The organism is Arthrobacter sp. STN4, from assembly GCF_024539665.1.
Lineage (GTDB): Bacteria > Actinomycetota > Actinomycetes > Actinomycetales > Micrococcaceae > Specibacter.
The window spans coordinates 38,966-62,529 of record NZ_JAKZGX010000022.1 but is presented as its reverse complement, the minus strand read 5'-3'; the positions used below and the strand labels follow the sequence as shown (position 1 = coordinate 62,529).

General features: G+C 67.7%; 23 protein-coding genes. 6 read left to right on the top strand and 17 right to left on the bottom strand.

Annotation, left to right across the window (positions count from 1 at the left end; genetic code table 11):
* The 4 genes from MMF96_RS14685 to MMF96_RS14670 form a co-directional block, all read right to left on the bottom strand.
* On the bottom strand, positions 1 to 1,922 hold a 1,922-nt coding region (locus MMF96_RS14685), incomplete at its 3' end, for an NHL domain-containing thioredoxin family protein (protein WP_256883950.1).
* Positions 1,922 to 4,204 carry a cytochrome c oxidase assembly protein gene (locus MMF96_RS14680; RefSeq protein ID WP_375141446.1) on the bottom strand — a complete coding sequence of 761 codons (2,283 nt, stop codon included), beginning with the start codon at positions 4,202 to 4,204 and terminating at the stop codon, positions 1,922 to 1,924. The genes MMF96_RS14685 and MMF96_RS14680, both read right to left, overlap by 1 nt.
* 102 nt (positions 4,205 to 4,306) lie before the next feature.
* Positions 4,307 to 4,594, bottom strand: a complete 288-nt coding sequence (locus MMF96_RS14675) for an HU family DNA-binding protein (protein WP_110502511.1) — start codon at positions 4,592 to 4,594, stop codon at positions 4,307 to 4,309.
* A 190-nt stretch (positions 4,595 to 4,784) separates the two neighbouring features.
* Positions 4,785 to 5,993, bottom strand: coding sequence for an ROK family transcriptional regulator (locus MMF96_RS14670; protein WP_256883949.1), 1,209 nt, complete (start codon positions 5,991 to 5,993; stop codon positions 4,785 to 4,787).
* Between the two features lie 232 nt (positions 5,994 to 6,225).
* Between MMF96_RS14670 and MMF96_RS14665 the strand changes: the two genes are divergently transcribed.
* Genes MMF96_RS14665 through MMF96_RS14650 form a run of 4 tightly spaced genes read left to right on the top strand, consistent with a single transcriptional unit; the run spans position 6,226 to position 10,959 of the window.
* On the top strand, positions 6,226 to 7,431 hold the full coding sequence (locus MMF96_RS14665) for an extracellular solute-binding protein (RefSeq protein ID WP_306295908.1): 1,206 nt from the start codon (positions 6,226 to 6,228) through the stop codon (positions 7,429 to 7,431).
* A gap of 34 nt (positions 7,432 to 7,465) precedes the next feature.
* On the top strand, positions 7,466 to 8,356 hold the full coding sequence (locus MMF96_RS14660) for a carbohydrate ABC transporter permease (RefSeq protein ID WP_176617482.1): 891 nt from the start codon (positions 7,466 to 7,468) through the stop codon (positions 8,354 to 8,356).
* Positions 8,357 to 9,259 carry a carbohydrate ABC transporter permease gene (locus MMF96_RS14655; RefSeq protein ID WP_256883947.1) on the top strand — a complete coding sequence of 301 codons (903 nt, stop codon included), beginning with the start codon at positions 8,357 to 8,359 and terminating at the stop codon, positions 9,257 to 9,259.
* 26 nt (positions 9,260 to 9,285) lie between these two features.
* On the top strand, positions 9,286 to 10,959 hold the full coding sequence (locus MMF96_RS14650) for a glycoside hydrolase family 13 protein (protein WP_256883946.1): 1,674 nt from the start codon (positions 9,286 to 9,288) through the stop codon (positions 10,957 to 10,959).
* An 82-nt stretch (positions 10,960 to 11,041) separates the two neighbouring features.
* On the opposite strand, the gene rpsN is transcribed toward MMF96_RS14650, so the two are convergent.
* The 5 genes from rpsN to MMF96_RS14625 form a co-directional block, all read right to left on the bottom strand.
* Positions 11,042 to 11,347: a 30S ribosomal protein S14 gene (rpsN, locus tag MMF96_RS14645; protein WP_176617484.1), complete on the bottom strand. Its 306-nt coding sequence runs from the start codon at positions 11,345 to 11,347 to the stop codon at positions 11,042 to 11,044.
* A gap of 5 nt (positions 11,348 to 11,352) precedes the next feature.
* Complete coding sequence (rpmG, locus tag MMF96_RS14640) at positions 11,353 to 11,520, bottom strand: 50S ribosomal protein L33 (protein ID WP_044574616.1); 168 nt, start codon at positions 11,518 to 11,520, stop codon at positions 11,353 to 11,355.
* Positions 11,520 to 11,756, bottom strand: coding sequence for a 50S ribosomal protein L28 (gene rpmB / locus MMF96_RS14635; protein ID WP_113716244.1), 237 nt, complete (start codon positions 11,754 to 11,756; stop codon positions 11,520 to 11,522). The genes rpmG and rpmB overlap by 1 nt, the downstream gene beginning before the upstream one ends.
* Positions 11,757 to 12,009: 253 nt before the next feature.
* Entirely contained in the window at positions 12,010 to 12,810 is an 801-nt protein-coding gene (locus MMF96_RS14630) for an SGNH/GDSL hydrolase family protein (RefSeq protein WP_176617485.1), read from the bottom strand.
* A gap of 73 nt (positions 12,811 to 12,883) precedes the next feature.
* A complete protein-coding gene (locus MMF96_RS14625) occupies positions 12,884 to 14,707 on the bottom strand; it encodes an ABC transporter ATP-binding protein (protein ID WP_256883945.1) in 1,824 nt (607 codons plus the stop codon).
* 102 nt (positions 14,708 to 14,809) lie between these two features.
* Here MMF96_RS14625 and MMF96_RS14620 point away from each other — a divergent pair, with 102 nt between their 5' ends.
* Positions 14,810 to 15,271 (top strand): MarR family winged helix-turn-helix transcriptional regulator, encoded by a 462-nt coding sequence (locus tag MMF96_RS14620; protein WP_256883944.1) that lies wholly within the window; start codon positions 14,810 to 14,812, stop codon positions 15,269 to 15,271.
* 38 nt (positions 15,272 to 15,309) lie between these two features.
* Here MMF96_RS14620 and MMF96_RS14615 read toward each other — a convergent pair whose 3' ends face one another.
* The 7 genes from MMF96_RS14615 to MMF96_RS14585 all read right to left on the bottom strand — a co-directional run bounded on the left by MMF96_RS14615 (position 15,310) and on the right by MMF96_RS14585 (position 21,458).
* Positions 15,310 to 15,723, bottom strand: a complete 414-nt coding sequence (locus MMF96_RS14615; protein WP_176617488.1) for a VOC family protein — start codon at positions 15,721 to 15,723, stop codon at positions 15,310 to 15,312.
* Between the two features lie 73 nt (positions 15,724 to 15,796).
* Entirely contained in the window at positions 15,797 to 16,762 is a 966-nt protein-coding gene (locus MMF96_RS14610) for a siderophore-interacting protein (RefSeq protein WP_256883943.1), read from the bottom strand.
* Entirely contained in the window at positions 16,759 to 17,613 is an 855-nt protein-coding gene (locus MMF96_RS14605; RefSeq protein WP_256127963.1) for an ABC transporter ATP-binding protein, read from the bottom strand. The genes MMF96_RS14610 and MMF96_RS14605 overlap by 4 nt, the downstream gene beginning before the upstream one ends.
* Before the next feature lie 2 nt (positions 17,614 to 17,615).
* Positions 17,616 to 18,620 (bottom strand): FecCD family ABC transporter permease, encoded by a 1,005-nt coding sequence (locus MMF96_RS14600; protein ID WP_375141447.1) that lies wholly within the window; start codon positions 18,618 to 18,620, stop codon positions 17,616 to 17,618.
* A 71-nt stretch (positions 18,621 to 18,691) separates the two neighbouring features.
* Positions 18,692 to 19,741, bottom strand: coding sequence for a FecCD family ABC transporter permease (locus MMF96_RS14595; protein WP_375141445.1), 1,050 nt, complete (start codon positions 19,739 to 19,741; stop codon positions 18,692 to 18,694).
* An 11-nt stretch (positions 19,742 to 19,752) separates the two neighbouring features.
* Positions 19,753 to 20,805 (bottom strand): iron-siderophore ABC transporter substrate-binding protein, encoded by a 1,053-nt coding sequence (locus MMF96_RS14590; RefSeq protein ID WP_256883942.1) that lies wholly within the window; start codon positions 20,803 to 20,805, stop codon positions 19,753 to 19,755.
* 152 nt (positions 20,806 to 20,957) lie between these two features.
* Positions 20,958 to 21,458, bottom strand: a complete 501-nt coding sequence (locus MMF96_RS14585) for a MarR family winged helix-turn-helix transcriptional regulator (protein WP_371131005.1) — start codon at positions 21,456 to 21,458, stop codon at positions 20,958 to 20,960.
* Between the two features lie 127 nt (positions 21,459 to 21,585).
* Here MMF96_RS14585 and MMF96_RS14580 point away from each other — a divergent pair, with 127 nt between their 5' ends.
* Positions 21,586 to 22,221, top strand: a complete 636-nt coding sequence (locus MMF96_RS14580) for an NADPH-dependent F420 reductase (protein ID WP_256883941.1) — start codon at positions 21,586 to 21,588, stop codon at positions 22,219 to 22,221.
* Positions 22,222 to 22,442: 221 nt separating this feature from the next.
* Here the strand turns inward: MMF96_RS14580 and MMF96_RS14575 are convergent, their stop codons facing one another.
* Positions 22,443 to 23,456 (bottom strand): glutathione S-transferase family protein, encoded by a 1,014-nt coding sequence (locus MMF96_RS14575; protein ID WP_256883940.1) that lies wholly within the window; start codon positions 23,454 to 23,456, stop codon positions 22,443 to 22,445.
* Positions 23,457 to 23,564 lie beyond the last annotated feature (108 nt).

The window sequence follows — 23,564 nt, the reverse complement described above, 5'->3', positions numbered from 1 at the left end:
GCCAGTTCGCTGGCACCGTCGGCGGAGAGCACCACCGGGATGCCCCAGTCCTGCTGGTACAGGTGGCAGGCGGCGTGGTCCGGGATCTCCCCGTTCCCATCCTCCGGACCGTCGCAGGCCGCGGCCCGGGCGGTCAGGTGCAGCACGCCCTCGGGCACATCGGCTGACAGCACCAGCGTCCGGGACAGGCCCACGGACGTGCCGCCGCCGGAGACCAGCAGTTCCGGCGGGGTGGAGGAGACCTTCAACTGCGTGGGGTCGCCCCAGCGGTCGTCCAGCTTTTGCCCGGTCGGCGCCGAGAAACGCACCGTCAGTGCCAGCCCGCCGCTGGCCACGGCAGTCCTGGGGCGCTGGGTCTGTGCGGCGCCCTCGTCGACCTGCAGTGCCTGCTTGGGCAGCGGCACGCGGATCAGCTGGTGCTTGTTGGCTTCCACCACGATGAGCAGCGGGACGTCGCCGGACTCGTCCAGCAGCACGTCGCTGGGCTCGGCCAGCCCGCGGGCCAGCGTGCTGACCTGCCGTGTGGCGGGGTCGTAGCGTCGCACGGCACCGTTGTAGGTGTCCGCCACGGCCACGGAACCGTCCGGGAGCACGGCGACTCCCAGCGGGTGCTGCAGGCGGGCCTGGGCGGCGTCGCCGTCGCGGAAGCCAAAGTCGAAGAGGCCCTCGCCGATGGCGGTCTCCACGGTCGCCGTCCGCCCGCCGGCATCGCCCGCAGGCCCGAACTTCACCACGCGCAGCGCTGACGTTTCGGAGTCGGCCACCCAGAGATTTCCCTGGGCGTCCTCGGTCAGGCCGGAGGGCTGGGCAAACCAGGCCTGGTGGGCTGGACCGTCAAGCAGTCCCTCGAGCCCGTTGCCTGCAACAATCTCCACGGCACCGCTGGCCGGGTCAAAGCCAAAGAGCTGGTGCGTTCCTGCCATGGCAACCACCACTGTCTCCAGCACGGAGGAATACGCCACATCCCACGGCGAGGACAGCGCAATCTCGAGGGGCGCGGTGCCGAGCTGCGTCGCAGAGGCCGGGGCGCCGTCGTCGTCCACCCGCGCAGGGCCCGCATCCAGGAGCCGCTGCACGCCATTGCCGGCCACGGTCCGCACCTCGCCGGTGGCGAGCGTGACCCCGCGGAGGCGATGGTTCACCGAGTCGGCCACGATCACGTCGTACCCGACGCGCGCGGCCAGTGCGGCCGGGAGCAGCGCCACGCCCTGGGGTTCGTTGAACTCGGCCTGCCCGGCGGAACCGTCCGTGTGCCCCCTGGTCCCGGCCCCGATGGTGCGCACCACGGTGGCCAGGTCCGGACCCATCTCCACGAGCCGGTGATGGCCGGTGTCGGAGACGAGGAAGTTCCCGCCCGCCAGCGGCAGCACCTTGCCGGGAAAGCGAAGGTCGCGGGAGACGGGCTCGGGAGCCACATAGGGCCCGTCGCCGCGGTGCAGGGTCCCCTTCGCCTCATGCTCGGCGATCAGTTCGGGGATGAAGGAGGCCAGGCCGGCCGCATGCCCCTCGCCGGAAAGGTGGGCCACGATGTAGCCCTCGGGGTCCACCACCACCAAGGTGGGCCAGGCGCGCGCGGAGTAGGCCTGCCAGGTGGCCAGCTCGGGGTCGTCCAGGACGGGGTGGGTGATCTCATAACGTTCGACCGCGGCGGCGAGGGCCGCGGGGTCCGCCTCGTGCTCAAACTTCGGCGAGTGCACGCCCACCGTGACCAACACGTCCCTGTACTCCTCCTCCAGGGGGCGCAGTTCGTCCAGCACGTGCAGGCAGTTGATGCAGCAGAACGACCAGAAATCGAGGATGACAATCTTGCCGCGCAGCTTTTCCAGGCCCAGCTCGGCGCCACCGGTGTTGAGCCAGGCACGGCCCTGCAGTTCGGAGGCGCGGACGCGGACGGTGGCGGCGGTGTTCGTTGCAGAATCCACTAGTGCTTTTCTCCTTGTGACCCAGGTTGGGAACGTGAACCGGATGGGGTACCAGACGGTGAAGCTGGGGGCGCAGCCGGGCTGTTGTGCAGGTGCGGCAGCGGCGGTCCGCTGTGGGCGGAGTCCATCGTGGCGTCACGCCGGGCCAGCTGGGCAAACATGTCATTGTAAGCGTTGAGGTCGGCGTAGTTATTCCGAACGGCGGCCCGGTCCTTGCGCTTGGTCTCGCGCGCATCCGACTTCGACCACATGTAGGCGACCCCCATGGCAATGGCCAGGGTGGGGACCTCCCCCACGCCCCAGGCGATGCCGCCGGCGGTTTGCTGGTCAACCAGCGCCGAGTCACCCCAGGGCCGGCCCATGTTGCCAAAGTATTCGCCCGAGAGCAGGTTGGTGGCCATCATCAGGGAGACCCCGAAGAATGCGTGGAACGCCATGGTTGCCAGGAGCAGCAGCAGCCGCATCGGGTACGGGAAGCGGCGCGGGAGCGGGTCCGAGCCGATCATGCTCATGATGAAGATGTAACCCGTCAGCGTGAAGTGCACGATCATCAGCTCGTGGCCCACGTGGTAGCGCATGGCCAGGTTGAACAGGGGCGAGTAGTAAAACACGACCAGGCTGCCGGCGAAGTTGGCTGCGGCAAACAGCGGGTGCGTGATCAGCTGCGAGTACCGGGAGTGCACCAGCACCAGGATCCATTCGCGGACGCCCCGGCTGCCGTCCCGGCGCGGGGTCAGCGCCTGCAGTGCCAGGGACACGGGCGAGCCCAGCGCCAGGAACAGGGGGGCGATGACCATCAGCGACATGTGCTCCACCATGTGGGCGCTGAACAGGACCTGGCCGTACACGGCCGTCCCGCCGGAGGTGATGTAGACCAGGGACACGAGCCCGGCAAACCAAGACACGCTGCGCAGCACGGACCACTTGTCCCCGCGGCGGCGCAGCTTGATGAGGCCGGAGATGTACGCGGCCGCGGCGGCCAGGGCGAAGGCCACCCACAGCCAGTCCATCCGCCACTCGGTGAACCACCGGGAGAAGGTCAGCTCCGGTGGCAGCGGGTAGTCGGTGAGAATCTGGGCCGGGGTCAGCGCCGCCTGCACCAGTTCCCGGGACTGCGGGGGCGCGGAGCGGCTCAGGCCCACGGCGAGGCCGCTGGTGATGCCCATGATCAGCAGTTCGCCAAAGACCAGCTGCCAGAGCAGGCGGCGGGTGCGGGCCGCCGTCGCTGGTTTTTCACCCCCGGCCAGGCGGGGAATGATCCAGGTCCGGTGCATCCAGCCGATCACGCCGAGCAGGATGGTGGCGGCGGACTTGGCCAGGATCAGCTGGCCGTAGCTGGAGTAGAAGAGGTCGTGCCAGTTGGTGATGCGGATGGCGGCGTTGACAATTCCGGAGCCGGCCACGCCTGCGAAAGCGAAGATGGCGAGCGTGGAGAAGCGCTGCAGCGTCGGGGCGGTGATCTTGCCCAACACCCCGGAAACCACCACCAGCACAATGACGCCGCCCACCCACAGCGAAACGCCGGTGATGTGCAGGAACAGCGAGTTCACGGCGCCAACGTGGTCGGCACTGGAGGCGGAGTGGCCGATCAGCGCCTGCGGCACAAACGCCAGCAGGGCCACGACCAGGGGTACTGCCAGGGCGCTGATATTGCGCAGGCCAAACACGAGGGTGGTGGTGACGGCGGCGCAAATGACCACCATGAGCCAGGCCTGGCCCACGGGCAGCGACGTCATGTAAAACACCAGCTGGTGGGTGTATTCGCTGCTGCCGGACACGGACAGCCCGGAGATGCTTGAATACGTCAGCACCAGGACGGCGATGGCTGCCAGGGTCCAGACGCCGCCGGCCACCGCAGCCAGCGTCATGACGCGGGTGAAGGCGGGATGTTCGGGGACGTGGTGGCGCTTGGCGGAGTCAGCCTTTTGCTTGCCGCTGTGGGGCCGGCGGGCCGTGGCATCCTTGGGCAGGATCACGATGGCGAACACCAGCGAGCCCACGACCGTGGCCAGGGCCAGGTTGTGGATGGTGGTGGCCACGGGCAGGCCCCAGCGGGTGAAGGCCCCCGGATCGCCGAGCTGCTGCACCCCGGCGGCGCCGGTCCACAGCAAAGCGCCCACGACGCCGGCCATGGCGCCGGCCAGCCCAAGCCACCACCACGGCCCGCGAATGCCGCCGGCAAAAGTGCCGGCCAGACCGGGTTTTGGCGCGGCAATCTCCGGGCGGGGACTCGTGGCGGGGGCTGATTCTACGGGTGGCACCCTTCCATTGTCTGGCACCATGCCCGTCCAGGGCGAATCAGGGACTTCCCAGCTTCACCTGCGGATTAAACACGCGGGGGCGGCCGGCAGGTGCCGGCCGCCCCCGCGGCGAAGTTGTGGTGATTACTTCTTGTTGGAAACGGCAGCCTTCAGCTTGGAGCCGGCGGACAGCTTGACGCTGTGGCCTGCGGCAATCTGGATGGTTTCGCCGGTCTGCGGGTTGCGGCCGGTGCGAGCTGCACGGTCGGTGCGCTCGATGGAGAGCCAACCCGGGATGGTGATCTTTTCACCGGCGGCAACGGAGCTCTCGAATACCGAGAACAGTGCGTCCAGGACGCCGTTCACTGCGGTCTGGCTGGTCTCAGCCTTTGCAGCAACTTCCGCAACCAGTTCGCTACGATTCTTAGCCATGTTTGTCCTCCTGGACGTCAAGAAATTCTTGTTCCACGCGGTTGCGTGTCAACCACTGCTAGCGAACTTACCAGTTCTTCCGCGGGATTCCGGCAATTTTGGGCGTTTTTCGTGGTTTTTGGACCGATTTGCAGTGATTCCTGCCCCGGTTTTCACCCCCGGGCGCCCGCAGCGGCCCAAAAACGGCCCGTCAACGCGCCACACCGGGGCGAAACGGGGCAAACGACAACGGCTCGTCGCGCAACATGGAAAGCCCGCATTCCAGTGCTCCCAGCACCACGCCGTCGGCCCCCAGCGTGGACGCCGCCAGCTCGGGCACGGGCGGCTGGAAAACGTCATCCAGCACGGCGGCGGCCTTGTCGATGACGGGCTGCGCAGCCTGGGCGATGGCCCCGGCCACGATGACCTTCTCCACGTCCAGCAGGCTCACCAGTATCTGGGCAACGCGGGCCAGCCGCTCCCCCAGGCGGTCCACAATGCCCTGCGCCGCCGCATCCCCGCCGGCTGCTGCGGCAAACACCGCCTCGGCGGACAACTGCGCCCGGGGAAGCTGCGCCAGCGCCGATCCCGGCGGCAGGGTCCTGGCCTTGCTGGCCGCCACAGCCCATTCCCGGGCCAGGAACCCCAGCCCTTCGGAGGAACCGGCTCCCTGGACAATGTCCAGCAGGCGCATTTCGCCCGCACCGCCGTGCCGGCCGCGCAGCAGCCTGCCGTCAACGACCAGCCCCGCACCGAAGCGTTCACCGGACAACAGCGTTGCAAAGGAGTCAAGGCCCGGGTTGCGGGCGTGTTCGGCGAGCGCCGCCAGGTTTGCGTCGTTGTCGACCATGGTCCGGCCGCAATCGTCAAATACGGCAGGGAAGCCCGGATTCATGTGCTGCCAATAGTCGTGTCCCGCCGGGGAGTGTCCCTGTCCGTCCACGGGGGCCGGCACGCCGACCACCACGAGGAAGACCTCCTCCGGGCGCACATCCGCCTGTGCCAGCACGGAATCGACGGCACCGCGCGCCGCCGTCCGCCGGACGGGGCCCTGCACGCCGTCGATCGTGTGGCCGGTCCGGGCGAGGATGGTGCCGCGCAGATCGGCCACGGCCGCGGTGACCGTGTGTTGGCCGGCGTCGACGGCGACGATATAGCCGGCCCGGTCGCGCAGCCGGTAGCGGCGGGCGGGCCGGCCCTTGCTGTACTGGCCGGCCTCCCGGGAATCAGCCACCTCGTCGATCCACCCCTGCGCCACGAGGGTGTCGCAGAGCCCCAGGACCGTGGACCGGGTCAGCCCTGTCGCCGCCATGACCTCCGACGCCAGAAAGGTCTGGGCAGCCAACGCATAGCGCAGCACCGCCCCTACGTTCATGCGCCGCAACAATTGCGGCGACGTCGCCACATCTTCCCGTAACATCCCTTGACCCCATCGCCGTCGTGAGGCAATATTACCTTTGCTTATTAAATATAGATTCTAGATTTAGTTGTTAGAGAAACGCCGCCGCGAAGCCGGCGGACCATCGGAGTCCAGCCAGGGAAGTCCAGCCAAGGGAGACAATGACGTGCAATCCACTACACCAGCAGCGCAGCCGGGACTGAGCAGGCGGTCGTTCCTGTTCGGTGCCGCAGCGTTGGGAGCCGGGCTGTCGATGGCCGGATGCGCCCCGGGCCAGGGGTCCGGCGGGAAAACCACCACCATCACCTTCTACGTCTCCAAGCCGGAGGTGATCGGCTATTTTGACGGCTTGATCAAGCAGTTCCACGCGAGCCAGGACACCGTCCGGGTCATCCGCGATTCCACGTCAAGCATGTCCGCAGACTTCGTGCGGAACCAGCCCCCGGACCTGGGCTGCTGGAACTACAACTTCTCCGTGGCGGCCTTCGTCAGGCATGGGGCCCTGAGCGATCTCTCCGACATGGCCGAGGCCAAGTCGATCAACCCCAAGTTGTGGCCACTGCTCCAGCAGACGGCCACCTACCCCGGCCGCACCAGCGCCATCCCGTACTCGGTCATGGCTGCCTCGGTCATCTACAACAAGGACATGTTCGCCAGGCACGGTTTGGCCGTGCCCACCACCTGGTCCCAGCTGCAGGCGGTGTGCAGGACGCTTCAGGGCGCCGGGATCTCCCCCTTCTACAACACGCTCAAGGACAACTGGACCGTGGCACAGGGCATGTTCGACTACAGCGTCGGCGGCATGGTGGACATCCCCCGGTTCTTCAGCGCCCTGGACGCCGAGGGCACCTCGGTGCGGGCCGGATCTGCCGCGTCGTTCCAAAAAGACTTCCAGGCCCCCATGCAGCGCATGTCCCAGCTTGCCCTGCTGGCGAACCAGGATGCCGCAAGCCGCGGATACGGCGACGGCAACCTCGCCTTCGCCCAAGGCAAGGCGGCCATGTACCTGCAGGGCCCGTGGGCACTGAACGAAATTGCCAAGACCGCGCCCACGATGAACCTGGGCACCTTCCCCCTCCCGGTCACCGAAGACCCTGCAGACCTCAAGGTGCGCGTGAACGTCGACCTCGCCTTGTGGATCCCGGAAGCGTCGAAAAAGAAGGCGGCGGCACGCCAGTTCCTGTCCTTCCTCATGCAGCCGGAGGTCAACGACAAATACAATGCCGACAACAACGGCTTCGGCGTCCGGACGGATTCCCCGCCGGCGAGGAACCCCGCACTGGCCGGCATGCAGAAATACTACGACGGCGCCGCCTTCTACCTGGGCGCCTCGCAGCTGATCCCGGCCTCCATCCCCGTGGCCAACTATGCCCAGGCCATCGCCCTTGGGTCCGCCCCCGGGCCGGAACTGGCCACCCTGGACTCCGACTGGTCCCGGCTCGCCCTGCGCAACGCCTGACCGCCGTCCCGCACCCACGAATCGAGTAAAGATCATGGCCCTTTCATCCCCGGCTCCGGTCCGGCGGCGACGCCGCGTCGAACCCGTCTTCTATCTCTTCCTGTTGCCCACCGTCATCCTGTTCACCCTGGCGATCATGGTTCCTGCCGTCATGGGCATCGCCCTCAGCTTCACGAACTCCGTCGGCTTTGGCGATTTCAGGTTCATCGGCCTGACCAACTACATTGCCGTCTTCTCCGACCCGGCCATCCTGGCGGCATACCTGTTCACGATTGGCTTCGCCGTCGTGACGGTGCTGCTGGTCAACGTGGTCGCGTTCCTGCTGGCCATCGCCCTGACCTCCAGGATCCGGGCAAGGATCGCCCTCCGTGCGGTTTTTGTGCTGCCCATGGTGGTCTCCGGCATTGTCATCGCCTATGTCTTCAACTACCTGTTCTCAAACTCGCTGCCCAGTGTTGCCTCGGCCGTCGGTTTCGGGCCGCTGGAGCAAAGCGTGCTGGCGAACCCGGACCTGGCCTGGCTTGCCATCGTGGTGGTCACCGCCTGGCAGGCCATCCCGGGAACCCTGCTCATTTACATCGCCGGCGTCCTGGCCATCCCCTCGGATGTCTACGAAGCCGCCTCCCTCGACGGGGCAGGCGGCTGGCGCCAGCTGCGCTCCATCACCGTCCCCCTGACCGCCGGCTATGTGGTCATCAACCTCATCCTGGGATTCAAGGGCTTCATGAACACCTACGACATCATTGTCGGCTTGACCGGGGGCGGCCCCGGCACCTCCACGACCAGCGTTGCCATGTCCATCTTCAACGGCTTTTCCAACGGCGATTACTCCTACCAAATGGCCAACGCGACCATCTTCTTCCTGATCGCGATCGTCATCGCACTGCTTCAATTGCGCACCACCCGCGGAAAGGCGGCCCTTTAGATGAGCACCCAAGTCATGCCCGCCCCGGCCACGCACACGGCTCCCGCCACCGCGGGGAGCCGCCCCCGCCGTCGTCCATCCCGGGCCCGGCGCGGCAGCTGGGCGCTGACCATCATCCTTGCCCTCTGCTCCCTCACCGTCCTGGTCCCGCTCTATGCAAGCTGCGTGATGGCCTTCAAGACCACCAGGCAGGCCGTTGACGGAAACGCATTTTCGCTGCCCTTCCCCTTGAGCCTGGACGGCTTTGTCCAGGCGTGGACGCTCACGGATTTCCCCCGCAGCTTCGCCATCTCCGTTTTCATTGCCGCCGTCACGGTGGCCGGCACCATCGCCCTGAGCTCGTTCGCCGCCTTCGCCATTTCACACAACTGGGAAAACCGCGTGTTCCGCTGGTCCTTCTTCTACCTGCTGGCCGCCATGTTCCTGCCGTTCCCGGTGGTTGCGCTGTCCCAGGTGAAGCTGACCGGCATGGTGCACCTGGACAACCCGGTGGGCGTGGCCATCCTGCACATCATGTTCCAGCTGTCCTTCAGCGTCATGCTTTTCACCGCCTTCCTGCGCTCCATTCCAGCCGAGCTGGAGGAAAGTGCCAGGATCGACGGCGCCAGCACCTGGCAGGTGTTCTGGCGGCTGGTCTTCCCGCTGCTGGCCCCGATGAGCGCGACGGTGGGCATCTTCGCCTTCCTGGCGTCGTGGAACGACTACATGATGCCGACGCTGATCACGGCAGACCCTGCCCTGCAGACCCTGCCCGTGCTGCAGAACATCTTCCAGACCCAGTTCAGCAACAACTACAACGTGTCCTTCGCGTCGTACCTGATGGCCATGGCCCCGGCCATCATCGTCTATCTCATATCCCAGCGCTGGGTCATGTCCGGGCTGACCCAGGGCGCCATCAAATAAACCACCACCCAAGGAGAACAAACCCCATGACTGAAACACTTGCCACGGCACGGCAGCTGCCCACCCCCGACGAGACCTGGTGGCGCCAGGCCGCCGTCTACCAGATCTACCCCCGCTCCTTTGCCGATTCCAACGGCGACGGCATCGGCGACCTGCCCGGCATCACCTCCCGCATCCCGTACCTGGCGGAGCTGGGCATCGACGCCGTCTGGCTCAGCCCGTTCTACCCCTCGGCACTGGCCGACGGCGGCTACGACGTCGACGACTACCGCAACGTTGACCCCCGCCTGGGCACCCTGGACGACTTTGATGCCATGACGCAGGCCCTGCACGCCGCTGGCATCCGCCTGATCGTGGACATCGTGCCCAACCACACCTCCGACCGCCACGAGTGGTTCCGCGAGGCACTGGCCGCCCCGAAGGGTTCCGCCGCCCGCGACCGCTACATCTTCCGGGACGGTTTGGGCCCGGACGGTGCCGAGCCGCCCGCCGACTGGGTGTCCACCTTTGGCGGGCCCGCCTGGGAACCCGTGGGCGACGGACAGTGGTACTTCCACTTTTTCGCCAAGGAACAGCCGGACCTGAACTGGAACAACCGCCAGGTCCATGCGGACTTCCAGCAGACGCTGCGCTTCTGGTCGGACCGGGGCGTGGACGGCTTCCGCATCGACGTGGCGCACGGCCTCGCGAAGGACCTGGGCCAGGACCTGCCCAGCCAGGCCGAACTCGACGCCACGCCCAAGGACGGCAACCACCCGTTGTGGGACCGCGATGACGTACACGACATTTACGCCGGGTGGCGCACCGTGTTCAATGCCTACACCCCCGCCCGCACGGCCGTGGCCGAAGCCTGGGTGGCCTCGGACCGCAGGGCGCGCTACGCGAGTGCGGACGGACTGGGCCAGGCTTTCAACTTTGACCTGCTCGAGGCCGATTTCGACGCCGGGGCGTTCCGGGACATCATCACGTTCAACCTGGGCCTCGCCGCGGAGTCCGGTTCGTCCACCACCTGGGTGTTCTCCAACCACGATGTGGTCCGCCATGCGACCCGCTACGGGCTGCCGGCGCGGAACGGCGACACGGCCAAGCAGGGCTCGGCGTGGCTGCTCAGCGGCGGCACCGTGCCCCGGCTCGACGCCGCGCTCGGCCTGCGCCGTGCCCGCGCCGCGACCCTCCTGGAACTGGCCCTGCCGGGTTCCGCCTACCTGTACCAGGGCGAGGAACTGGGCCTTCAGGAGGTGGCGGACATTCCGGCGGGGCAACGCCAGGACCCGTCGTTCTTCCGCAACCCGGGCGTGGACATGGGCCGCGACGGCTGCCGCGTGCCGCTGCCCTGGACCCGGGCCGGGGCGTCCTTCGGTTTCGGCACGGGGGATGCCCACCTGCCGCAGCCTGCCTGGTTTGCCGAATCGTCCGTCGAGGCGGAGGACGGCGTGGCGGATTCCACGCTGTCGATGTACCGTGCCGCCCTCGCCCTGCGGTCGCGGCTGCAGGCCGCAGAGTCGCTGGAGTGGCTGGAAACCGGGCGCGAGGACGTCCTGGCGTTCCGCCGCCCGAACGGGTGGACGTCCATCACCAACTTCGGCACGGACCCCTTCACGCTGCCGGCCGGGGAGGTGCTCCTGGCCAGTGCCGGGCTCCTGCCTGGTTCACTGCCGGGTTCACTGCCCGGGGCGGCAACGGCCTGGCTGCAGCTGTAGGCCGGGCGTAGGCCGCGTCGCTTTCGCTGGCGCCAAAAAAGGGCGGCAACCCGAAGGTTGCCGCCCTTTTTAGAACCGGAATTTACCAGCTGGACTTCGTGATGCCGGGCAGTTCGCCAGCGTGTGCCATCTTGCGGAAGCGCACGCGGGAGATGCCGAACTTCTGGAGCGTTCCACGCGGACGGCCGTCGATGGCGTCGCGGTTGCGGACGCGCACGGGCGAAGCGTTGCGGGGGAGCTTCTGCAGGCCCAGGCGGGCAGCTTCGCGCTCTTCCGGAGTGGAGGCGGGGTTAACGAGGGCCTTCTTCAGTTCGAGGCGCTTTTCAGCGTAACGCTCGACGATGACCTTGCGCTTCTCGTTTTTGGCGATCATGGACTTCTTGGCCATAGTCTTTAGCGCTCCTCTCGGAATTCAACGTGCTGGCGGATCTTGGGATCGTACTTCTTCAGGACCAGGCGGTCCGGGGTGTTGCGGCGGTTCTTGCGGGTCACATACGTGAAACCGGTACCGGCCGTGCTCTTGAGCTTGATGATGGGACGTACGTCCTTGTCCTTTGCCATTAGAGCTTCACCCCTCGTGCCAGAATCTGTGCAACAACGGCGTCAATTCCGCGTACATCGATGACCTTGATCCCCTTGGCAGAAACCTGCAGGGTGACATTGCGGCGCAGGGACGGAACCCAGTAGCGCTTCTTCTGGATGTTCGGATCGAACCGGCGCTTGTTGCGGCGGTGCGAGTGCGAAATGCTATGTCCAAAGCCCGGCTCGGCTCCGGTCACCTGGCAGTGTGCTGCCATGATCACTCCTAATAAATGAATGGAAACGGTCCGCTGCTGCAAACCGTGCGCCAAGGCAGCGTCCGCCCCTGGACAGCATGATTCCCACAATTCATTGACAATGATGATGGAAAAGGCCGTCCGGCGAATACCCGAATGCACGCAACTTGAGCCCCTAACTACCGGCCCGCGGGAACATATTCACCGCAAACCGGAGCAATTGCACACGCTCCGCGCCACCTGGCGCCTACCCAGTCTAGTGGCTGGCGGGCCATTAAGACCAATCGTCCTTATCATGGCCCCTGCGCCGCGGCGAATGCAGCTCCGGCCAGCGCGCGGAGAGGTTGTCCCCGGACGACACCCCCCGCAGGCGGCGGCCAATCCACGGTCCCACGTATTCGCGGGTCCAGGCGGCGTTGTCCTTCAGCGTTTCGGCGGTGGTCCGGACCGGGACGGGCGGCAGCTCCGGCATGGGGATGCGGGCCGTCCCACCCAGCCGTTCCAGGACCCGGTTGGCCATGTTGATGTGGCCGGGCGTGGACATGTGCATGCGGTCCACGCCCCACAGCCGCCAGTCGTTGTATTCGCGGAAGCGCCAGTAGTCGACCAGTTCAGCACCGCGCACCTCCGCCACTTCCCGCAGCAGCTCGTTGTAGACGGCGGTGCGGCCGCGGATGCCGGCAAAAACCTTGGAGCTGCTGGCATCAAATCCGGTGAAGACGAGCACGCGGGCGCCCGTGCCCGCCAGCTTGGCCAAGGCGAGCGAGTAGGCAGCCAGCATGGCGTCGATGTCCACCTTGGGCCGCAGGATGTCATTGATGCCGGCGTAGATGGTGACAAGCGTGGGGTTCATGGCCACGGCCGCGTCCACCTGTTCCGCCAGGATCTGCTTCATTTTCTTCCCGCGGATGGCCAGGTTGGCGTAGCCGAACGAATCCCCCGGGCAGGCGGCGGCCAGTTGTTCGGCCGTGCGGTCCGCCCAGCCCCGCACCTGGTTGGGCAGCGCCGGGTCCGTGTCGCCGAGCCCCTCGGTGAACGAGTCGCCCAGTGCCACGTACCGTTCCGTATATTCCACGCCCGCCTCCTTGCTGCACCTGCCTTGACCAGGTCAATCCTATGTCCGCCCCCGGCCGGTCCGTTTTTGGCGCCTACGCGGCCGGCTCCAGCTGCCCGGCGGATGCGATGAGGGCCGCATACGCTCCCCCGGCGTCCCGCAGCTGCGCCGGCGTGCCCGTTTCCACGAGTTCCCCGCCGGCCAGGACGGCCAGCTGGTCCGCATCCTCCACGGTGGTCAACCGGTGGGCGATGGTCAGGGTGGTCCGTCCGACGGCGAGGTGGTCCAGCGCCGCCTGCACCTGCGCCTCGGTGGTGTTGTCCAGCGCGGACGTTGCCTCGTCGAGGATGAGGACGCGCGGGTTGCGCAGGATGGTGCGCGCGATGGCCAGCCGCTGCTGTTCCCCTCCCGAAAACCGGTGGCCGCGGGCGCCGACCAGCGTGTCCAGGCCGCCGGGGAGTCCGGCCACGAGATCGGCGATCCGGGCTGCCCCGAGCGCCTGCCACAGTGCGGCATCCCCGGCGTCGGGCGCGGCAAGCAGCAGGTTGTCGCGGATCGAGGCGTGGACCAGGTAGCTTTCCTTCGACACCACGCCCACGATCCGGGCCAGGACCTCCGGGGCGATGTCGCGCACGTCAACGCCGTCAATCGTCACGCGCCCGGCCGTGACATCGTGCAGGCGGGGAAGCAGCGAGCCAAGGGTCGACTTTCCGGACCCCGTGGGGCCCACGACGGCGGTTGCCGAGCCGGCGGGCAGCGCAAGGTCGATTCCGCGCAGGACGTCGGGCCCGCCGTCGTACGCGAAACGCACGTTTTCAAAGCGCACCTCACCGCGCACCGTGGCGGGATCCAACGGGATCGGGTGGGACGGTGCCGTGACCTCCGGGACCAGGTCAAGGTATTCAAAGATGCGGCTGAACAGCGCCATGGCCGTGACCCACTGGACGCCGAGGTTCAGCAGGCCCATGATGGGGCGAAAAATGGTGGACTGCAGGGCCGTGAACGCCACCACGGTGCCAATGCTCATGCCGTTCGCAGGCAGTCCGGCGGCAAAGTAGATCAGGGCCGGGATGGCGGAAAAGATGATGCCCATGGTGGCCATGCGCCAACGCCCGGCCAGCTGCGAGCGCAGTTCCAGGCCGATCAGGCGCTCGGAGCTGGCCGTGTAGAGGGCCGCGTCCCGGCCGGTGGTGCCCAGGGTCTTCGCCAGGCGGACGCCGGAGATGGACAGCCCCTCCTCGACCTGGGTGTTCATGGTGGCGAGCTCGGCCTGCAGGGTGGAGGTGACGTCGCGCCGGAGCAGGGCCACGCGGCGGGAGAACCAGACGGCGGGCGGGATGACCACCAGGGACAGGAGGGACAGTTGGGGCGAGAGCGCCACCATGGCCACGGCCGTGGCGACCGCGGTGGTCAGGTTGGATGCGACGCCGGTGGCCGTGGAGGTGATAACCGACTGCATGCCGGCGATGTCGTTGTTCAGGCGCGACTGCACCTCGCCGCTGCGGGTCCGGGTGAAGAATCCCAGCGACTGCCTTTGCAGGTGGGTGAACAAGCGGACCCGCAGGGCGTGCATGATCATTTGGCCCATGCCGGTGGCCATCCACGTCTGCACCACGCCAATGGCGGCGGTGGCCGCGGCGACGGCGATCATGGCGCCGGCCAGCCAGGCGAGCAATGTGATGTTCCGCTCCGGCAGGGCGGTGTCGATGATGCCGCGGACCAGGAACGGCTGCGCCAGGCCGATCACGCTGGAGGCGCTGATGAGAAGCACGACGGCGGCGATGGTCCCCTTGTGGGGCGCGAACAGTGCCGCGATGCGCCTGGCGCTTACGGGGTGGCGTGCAAGCTGGGCCTGGTCGGCGGGGCTGACGGGGGCGGGTCCACGGCCGGCGTGGGGCGGTTTTTTGCTCTCCGTCATGGGCTGCACCTCCAGATGGTGTGCCGGGTGCGGGAGTCGCACCAATTATTCAGGAGGTTACCTCACTATGAGGTTATGGGTCAAGCTGGCTAGACTGGCACCATGACTTCCTCCGGAGACCAACCCGCAGACCTGGGCGAGCTGTTTCACTCCGCCTTCCGCGGCCTGCGCCGCACCTGGGCCGAGCAGCTGGCGCCGTGGGAGATGACGCCGCACCAATGGCGGGCGCTCATGACGCTGTTGCGCGCCTGCACGCCGGGACTGGGCGCGCCTGCAGGGCCCTCCGCGCCGGGCGTCCGGCTGAAGGACCTTGCGGAGCGGTTGCGCATTGCCCCGCGCTCAGCCACCGAGGTGGTGGACCAGCTTGAAGCCAAGGGCCTGGTGCGCCGCGATCCGGACCCCACGGACCGCCGCGCCACCCTGGTGGTGGCAACGGCGGCCGGGCAGCAGCTTTTTGCGGACATCACGGCCCAGCGCCGGGACAGGTCCAGCGAGTACTTTGCCCGCCTCGCTGCCGAAGACCGCGCCGAGCTGGCCAGGATCCTGGCCCTGCTGGGCCGCTAACCCCGGCCCGCCCCGCCTGGCGTTGCGGCCAGGAACAGCTACGCGGCGGGGGTTCCCGAAATGTTGATGAGCCACGGCACGCCGAACTTGTCGGTGAACATGCCGAAGGTGTCACCCCAGGGTGCCTTGGCCAGCTTTTCGCCAATGGTGCCGCCCTCGGAGAGCTTGTTGTAGTAGCCCGTCAAGGTTTCCTCGTCGTCGCCGGAGAGCGAGACGGTTGAATTGGGCTTGATGTCCATGGCCTGGGGGACGTCGGCGGCCATGAGCACCACGCCGTTGTCGCCTGCCAGCTGGCCGTGCATGATGTTGTCCGCCTCGGCAGGGTCCTCGGAGACGTGGAATTCGGCGAAGGTGCTCAGGTCAAGCTTGCCACCGAAGACCGAGTGGTAAAACTCCATGGCCTGCCTGGCGTTGTCGCGAAAGTTCAAATAGGGGTTGAGTTGAACGGACATGGCGGTGCTCCTTGGGGGTTGCTCGCACTGTGATGCAAGACATTATGCCCCCGATCCCCCGCGCTGTCATCAGCTATGCGGCAAGCGCCTGGCCCATCCGCCAATAGCCCATGAAGGCCACCGAATTGCGGTCCATTCCGACGTCGCGCACCAGGTAACGGCGCAGGCCGCGGATGGCCGCGGCCTCGCCCGCAATCCATGCATACAGGCCGTGCCCGGGCCTGCATTCGGGCGTTTCCCACAATACGGCCGAGTCCACGTCAACCTCCTCAGGCTCATCCCCCTGCCGTTTGGCCGCGGGCAGGATGACGTTGCGGACGGCCGCGTCCAACAGCGTTCCGTGTGCCGCGCCGTTGCGCGCATGCCACCGCACCTCCACCCGGGCTGCCGAATGGATGTCCAGGAAGTCGGCCGCCGTGGGCACCTCCAGGACCGCATGCCCGATGATGTGCGGGGGCAGCGATTCCAGGATCGCGGCAATGGCCGGCACGGCGGTTTCGTCGCCCACCAACAGCACCCGCCCTGCGCCGCCCGGTGCGAACTCGATGCCCAGGCAGCGGCCCCAGCGGGCGCACGGTCCTATTACCAGCAGCGGATCCCCCGGCTGGGCACCCGCGGCCCACAACGCAGCCGGACCGGAGGCGCCAGGGTGCAGCACAAAGTCAATGTCCAGTTCCGCCGGGGCACCCGGGAAATCCGGCGATGCCGGCACGGCCGGCCGCAGCGCCCTTACCGTGTAGGTGCGCATCACCCCCCGCACGACTTCGTCCACGGCAAGCCAGGCCGGGTACCAGCCGTCCTGCAGGGACCCTCGCACCGCGTGCAGCTCGGGCAGCCCGCGCCCGGGCGGCGGAATGAGCACCTTGATGCGCAGGTCAAGCGTTTCGCCGCCGGCACCTGTCCCGAAGAGCGCCAGGTCCCCACCGGTGAACGTAATGCGCCGGAAGTGTGGCGTCAGCTGACGCACGGCCGCCACGGTCAGGGCAAAAGTCCGCAGTGGCCGGGCCGGAGCCTCAACCAGGGACGCCCCGGCGCTCATGCCGGCACGCCTTGCCGCAAACGCGGGCGAAGCACCGCGGCCCGCCGCCCCAACGGCACCACCAGCGGCGTCCCCGTCACCGGATCCGGCACAACCACCGATTCCAGGCCAAACACCTCACGCACCAGCGCCGCGGTCAGCACGGCGCCCGGCGGACCCTGGGCCACCACCTGGCCGGCCTTCATGGCCACCAGGTGGTCTGCATACCGCGCCGCCAGATTGAGGTCATGCAGCACCATGGCAACCGTGGTTTGCCGCCGCGCATTGAGCTCGGACACCACGTCCAGCACCTCCACCTGGTGGGCCAGGTCCAGGTACGTCGTGGGCTCGTCGAGCAGCAGGGCTCCGGTTTCCTGGGCCAATGCCATGGCGATCCAGACGCGCTGGCGCTGCCCTCCGGACAGTTCCTCCACATTGCGCGCGGCCAGCTCCAGCGTGCCGGTGACGGAAAGCGCAGCCGCCACGGCGTCGTCGTCGGCGTCCGTCCACTGCCGGAACCACCCCTGGTGGGGGCTGCGCCCACGCCCCACCAGCTCGGAAACGGTAATGCCGTCGGGCGCTGTTGGGCCCTGGGGCAGGATGCCCAGTTCGCGGGCCAGGGCGCGCGTGGGCAACTTGTGGATCTCCGTCCCGTTGAGGTGGACGGCACCTGGGCCTGGGGCCAGCAGCCTGGCCAGCCCGCGCAGCAGCGTGGATTTCCCGCACGCATTGGCACCGACAATAATGGTCACCTTCCCGGCGGGCAGCTCCAGTGAGAGCCCCTCCACGATGGGTGCCCCGGCGTAGCCGAGTGTCACGTTGCGGGCGCCCAGTCGTGTGGCATGCGCTTCGAGGGGCATTTCGGGGGGCATGGTCAGCCTCCTTGGTTGGTGCGGTTGGATGAGACGAGGAGCCAGAGAAGGAATGGGGCACCGAGCGCGCCGGTCACCACGCCTACGGGCAGCGTGGTTCCGGGGACCGCGTTGACGGCGGCAAAATTGCCGGCCAGCACAATGGCGGCGCCCACCAGTGAGGCCAGCGGCAGGGACGTGGCGCCGTTGTTAAGCCTCCGGGCGATGGGCCCGGAGAGGAACGCGACGAAGGCGATGGGCCCGGCCGCGGCAGTGGGCAGGGCGGCCAGCAGCACGCCGAGGACAGTCAGCAGCAGGCGTGCGCGCGGAATGTTGAAGCCGAGCCCGGCGGCGGTATCGTCGCCGAGGGCCAGGCCGCGCAGCTGGCGCACCCCCGGACCGGTGGCAGGCAGCAGGACCAGCAGGGCCAGGCCGAGGAAGGCCACACGCTGCCAATTCGCCCGGCCCAGGGAGCCGCTCAGCCAGACCATGACGTCCTGGGCGTTGTTGATGTCCGCGCGGGACAGCATGAATGTCACTCCCGCCTGCATGAAGGCGGCTGCCCCGATGCCCACCAGGACCAGCCCCGTCCCGCCGCGGCCGCGCGCCAGCCAGGTGATGAGGAGAGCCACGGCCAGGGCCCCGGCCATGGCCGCCGCGGACACCCCGGCGCCAGTCACGCCAAAGAGTGCAATCGCGGCAACGGCGGTGGCGCTGGCCCCATAGCTGATGCCGATGATGTCCGGGCTGGCCAGCGGATTGCGCAGCATCGCCTGGAAAACGGCACCGGCCGTGCCGAACGACGCCCCGGCCAGCAGCCCCAACACGGCCTGCGGCAACTTGTTGTCCATGACGATGAAGCGGGCGCCGGGAATGTCCGCCCCGCCGAGCAGCCGCAGGAAGTCCGGGATGGTTACGGTGTAGCTGCCCAGCAGGATGTTCACGACAAACAGCGCCGCCACTGTGGCGGCGAGGGTTGCCAGGACCCAGGCACGACGCCGGCAGGACGCCCGGCGCAGTTGGCGCACCCAGGCGCCACCGGCGGCGGCACCCACGGCGGCACCCACGGCGGCAGGCTGCCGTGTCCTGTGCAGGACGCTCACAGTTCGGCCCGCCGTCCTCGCCGCACCACGGCGATGAACACGGGCGCACCGATCAAGGCGGCCAGGACACCGGCTGGCACCTCCCCGGGCAGCAGGACCACGCGTCCGGCGATGTCCGCCGCGAGCAGCACCGTCGGGGCGGCTGCGGCGGAGAGCGGCAGCAACCACCGATAGTCGGATCCCACGAGTGCCCGGAGCAGGTGCGGCACCACCAGGCCGATGAAGGAGATGGGCCCGGCCAGCGCCGTGGCGGAGCCGCACAACAGCACAATCCCCACGGCGGAAACAGCCCGCCCCATCCCGGGACGCCGGCCCAGGCCCCGCGCCGTGTCATCCCCCAGCGCAAGGGTGTTCAGCAACCTGCCCGTGGAAAGCAGGATCACGGCGCCCGCCGCCACGAAGGGCAGCACGGCGCCAATGGATCCCCAGGACTTGCCGGCGAGCGCGCCCACCTGCCAGGTACGGAACAGTTCCAGGGAGTCCTGGCTCGAGACGATCATGGCGCTCATGAGCGAGCCCATCCCGGCGGCCACAGCGGCCCCGGCGAGCGCCAGCTTCACCGGCGTCGCCCCGCTGCGGCCCAGGCTGGCCACGCCGTAGACCACCGCGGCAGCCACGGCGCTGCCGGCAAAGGCGAACCACAGGTAGGAGGAGACCCCCGCGACGCCCAGGAAAAAGATGCCGGCCACCACGGCCAGCGACGCGCCGGCGTTGACGCCCAATATCCCCGGGTCCGCCAGCGGGTTGCGGGCCACGCCCTGCATGGACGTCCCCGCCAGCCCCAGGGAGGCCCCCACCACCAGGCCGGCCACTGTGCGGACCAGGCGCGCGGCCACGACGGCGTGGTCCCCGTCGGCCGCATCAAAGCGGACCAGGGCGTCCAGGACGGCGGGGAGGGAAACGCTCCGGGCGCCGACGGCCAGCGACAAGAGGACCAACAGCGCCAGTGCGGCCACGACGGTGGCCAGCCACAGCATCCTCGGCCTGGCGGCCACTGAAGCGCAGGCTGCGGCAGGAACCCGGGCTTCAAGGGCGGCTGCGCCCATCGCGTCCAGCCCTAAGCCTTGGCGGCCGCGGCGCCAAGCCGGGGCAGGAAGGCATCCAGCGCCCAGGGCAGGCTCAGCGGGGAGGAGGCGGAAATTGCCAAGGTCAGCGTGTTGTCCGAATCCGCCACAAAGGCGCCGTTCTTGATGGCCGGGATCTGGCCGAGCAGCGGGTCCGCCACGATGGCGTCCTTCGTCGTGGCGTCGGGAACCCAGCTGACGAACACCTGCGAGTCCAGCTCATTGGCCTTCTCGGCGGACCAAGGCATGAAAAAGTCCTTTGTGCCCTTTTCCGCGGCAACCACCACGGGGGCCAGCTCCATCCCGATGCTGGTGAGGAACTTGGGCCGGTTGTCACCGGAGAGGTAGACGTTCACGCCGTCGCTCTTGGCCGGCTCCAGATTGCCGTAGATGAAGGTCTTGCCCGTGATGGCCGGGTACTTGGCGGCCTGGTCCGCAATGGTCTTCCCCGTGGCGGCGACGAGCTCCTTCGCGGCCTGCGACCTGCCGAGGGCGGCGCCGATCAACGTGGTGGCGTCCTGCCAGGAGGTGCCGTAGGGTGCTTCCGGGTAGGCGACGACCGGGGCGATCTTGCTGAGCTTGTCGTAGTCCTCCTGTGTCAGCCCCGAATAGGCGGCGAGGATGACGTCCGGGTTGGTCTTGGCCACCTCGGTGAAGTTGACGCCGTCGGCTTCGGAGTACTGCACCGGGGCCTTGTCGGTGCCAAGGGCGGCGCCGGCCTTCGCCAGGGCGGCATCCTTCCACGGGGTGGAGCCCTGGTCGTTGCCGCCCCAGTCATTCCTGGGCATGCCTACCGGGATGACACCCAGGGCGATGGCGATGTCGTCGTTGACCCAGGACACTGTGGCGACCCGCTGCGGGGCGGCCTTGATGACGGCGCTGCCGAACTTGTGCCGGACCGTGACGGGAAAGGTGTCCGCGGCGGTGTTCTCCGCAGCGTTTCCCACGGTGCCGGTAGCTCCGGTGGAGCACCCTGCCAGTGTGGCGGCGGCAGCCGCGGCTGCCAGCAGTCCGAACGAGAATCCATGTCGACGCGAAAATTCCACAATTGTTCCTCACCGTAGGCAGGTAGATGACGGCTGTAGTTAAGTAAGCCTTACCTACCCTAGCGGAGATTTCAGGCATTAGGGAACACTAGTGTGACGTATTGGATTTTCGTGATGCGCCACTGTGGGATACGAGCACGGCGCGCGGATGCCTAGGGCGCCGGCGTGCGCAGGATCCAGTGGTTGGCATCGAGCCCGCGCATGAGCTTGCGGCCAATGCGGGCCAGGTCGGCCACATCCTGTTCGTCAAGGTGGTCAAAGACCAATTCGCGGACGGATGCCACGTGGATCGGCGCCAGTTCCGTGATCAGCGCCAGGCCCTCCGCGGTGACGGTGGTCGCGGTGACACGGGCATCATCGGCATGCGTGGCCCGTTCCACCAGCCCGCGCGCCTGCAGTTTCTTCACTACGTGTGACAGCCGGGACAGCGAGGCACTCGTCCGCGCCGCCAGCTCGCTCATGGGCAGCGTGCGGCTGGCAGCCTCCGAGAGCATGGCCAGGACATTGTAGTCAAAAAGCGAAAGCCTGGCCGCCTGCTGGAGCGGACCCTCGAGCGCGCCGGGCAGCAACGTGGTGGTGGACAGCAGCGCCAGCCACGCCGCGCGCTCATCCACGCTCAGCCAGCGTGGCCCCTGTTCAATCATGGACACCATCTTTCCATGTGCGGGCGGGTGGGACACGTTCCAAAGTTTTTACTTGACAGTTCAACTAAACCGGCCTATATTTAGTTGTAGCTTCAAGTAATGACTTCCAGCAAACCCCTTGGAAAGTAGGAACACCATGAGCACCATCACCATCATCGGCACCGGAAACATGGCCCGCGGCATTGCCACACGCGCACTCGCCGCCGGCCGCAGCGTCGAGGTACTGGGCCGCGACGCGGAAAAGGCCGGCAGCTTCGCCGCCGAACTGGGCAGCAACGTCACCTCCGGCACCGTGGGCACGGCCCCCGCCGGCGACATCGTGGTGCTGGCACTGCCGTTTGACGACGCCAAGAAAATTGTGTCCAACTACGGGGACGCCCTGGAAGGCAAGACCGTCATTGACATCACCAACCCGGTGAACTTCGAGACCTTCGACTCGCTCGTCGTCGCCCCGGGCACCTCGGCCGCCGAGGAAATCGCCGCCCTCACCCCCGCCAGCGTCGTCAAGGCCTTCAACACCACCTTCGCCGGCACGCTCGTGGCCGGCGAAGCCGGCGGCCAGACCCTGGACGTCTTTATCGCCGGGGACAACGCCGACGCGACGGCAGCCGTCTCCTCCCTCGTCTCCGACGGCGGCATGCGGCCCATCGTGGTTGGTGCCCTCAAGCGCTCCCGCGAGCTTGAAGGCTTCCAGTTCCTGGTCATGACCCTCCAGGCCAACCCCGCGTTCGAGACGTTCAACTGGAACACCGGGCTGAAGATCGTCGGCTGACCCAAACCAGCCCTTCGGGGCCCCGGCGCTGAGAGAACCGGCGCTGAGAGAACCGGCGCCGAGAGAACCGGCGCCGAGAGAACCGGCGCCGAGAGAACCGGCGCCGAGAGAACCGGCGCCGAGAGTACAGCTGTGGCGGCCTCCCTCGCAGGGAGGCCGCCACAGCTGTACTCTCGTGACTCCCGGGCGGGCCGGGCGGGCCGGGCGGGCCGGGCGGCCGTTTAGGCGTCGACGGGACGCGTGGGGGCCGTTCCGTTGCCGAACGGGCGCCCTCCGAGCACCTCGCGGCCGTGCGGGGTCGTCCAGCCGGACGTGTCCGGGCCCTTCGGTACGATCTGCGTCGGGTTCAGGTCCTCGTGGACGATGTAGTAGTGCTGTTTGATCTGCTCAAAGTTGACGGTGTCGCCAAAGCCGGGCGTCTGGAACAGGTCCCGGGCGTAGGCCCACAGCGCCGGCATTTCAGTGAGCTTGCTCCGGTTGCACTTGAAGTGCCCGTGGTAGACGGCGTCGAAGCGCACCAGTGTGGTGAACAGCCGCACATCCGCCTCGGTGATGGTGTCCCCCACCAGGTAGCGCTGCGTCGCAAGCCTCTCCTCCAGCCAGTCCAGCGCCGTGAACAGGCGGTCGTAGGCGGCGTCGTATGCTTCCTGGCTCCCGGCAAAACCGCAGCGGTACACCCCGTTGTTGACCTCCGTGAAGACCCGCTTGTTGACGGTGTCGATCTCCTCACGGAGCGCTTCCGGGTACAGCTCCGGCGCGCCGTCACGGTGGAAGTCACGCCACTCGGTGGAAAAATCCAGCGTGATCTGCGGGAAGTTGTTCGTCACCACGGCCCCGCTCGGCACGTCCACAATGGCAGGGACGGTAATGCCGCGCGGGTAGTTGGGGGTGCGTTTGAAGTAGGCCTCCTGCAGGCGCGGAATGCCCAGCACCGGGTCCAGCCCGTCCGGGTCCAGGTCGAAGGTCCAGCTGCGGACGTCGTGCGTGGGGCCGCACACGCCGATCGAAATGGCATCCTCGAGCCCCAGCAGCCGGCGCACGATCGTGGAGCGGTGCGCCCAGGGGCAGGCCCGTGAGACGACGAGCCGGTATCGGCCCGCTTCCACGGGATACCCGTCAGCGCCGTCCCGGGTGATCCGGGTTTCAATGTAGTTTGTGTCGCGGGTGTATTCGCTGTCCGTGACGTAAATGCCCTTGGTGCTGAATTCCGTCCCGCCGGTGTTCTTCGTGTCCATGCCCCCAGCCTATGCCGCCTGCGATGTCCGCAGTTAGCGAAACCGACCCGCCGGAATCCGCAGCTTTTGCCCCGGCCGGCCCAAACCTTGCTTTACTCGGCAAAATCA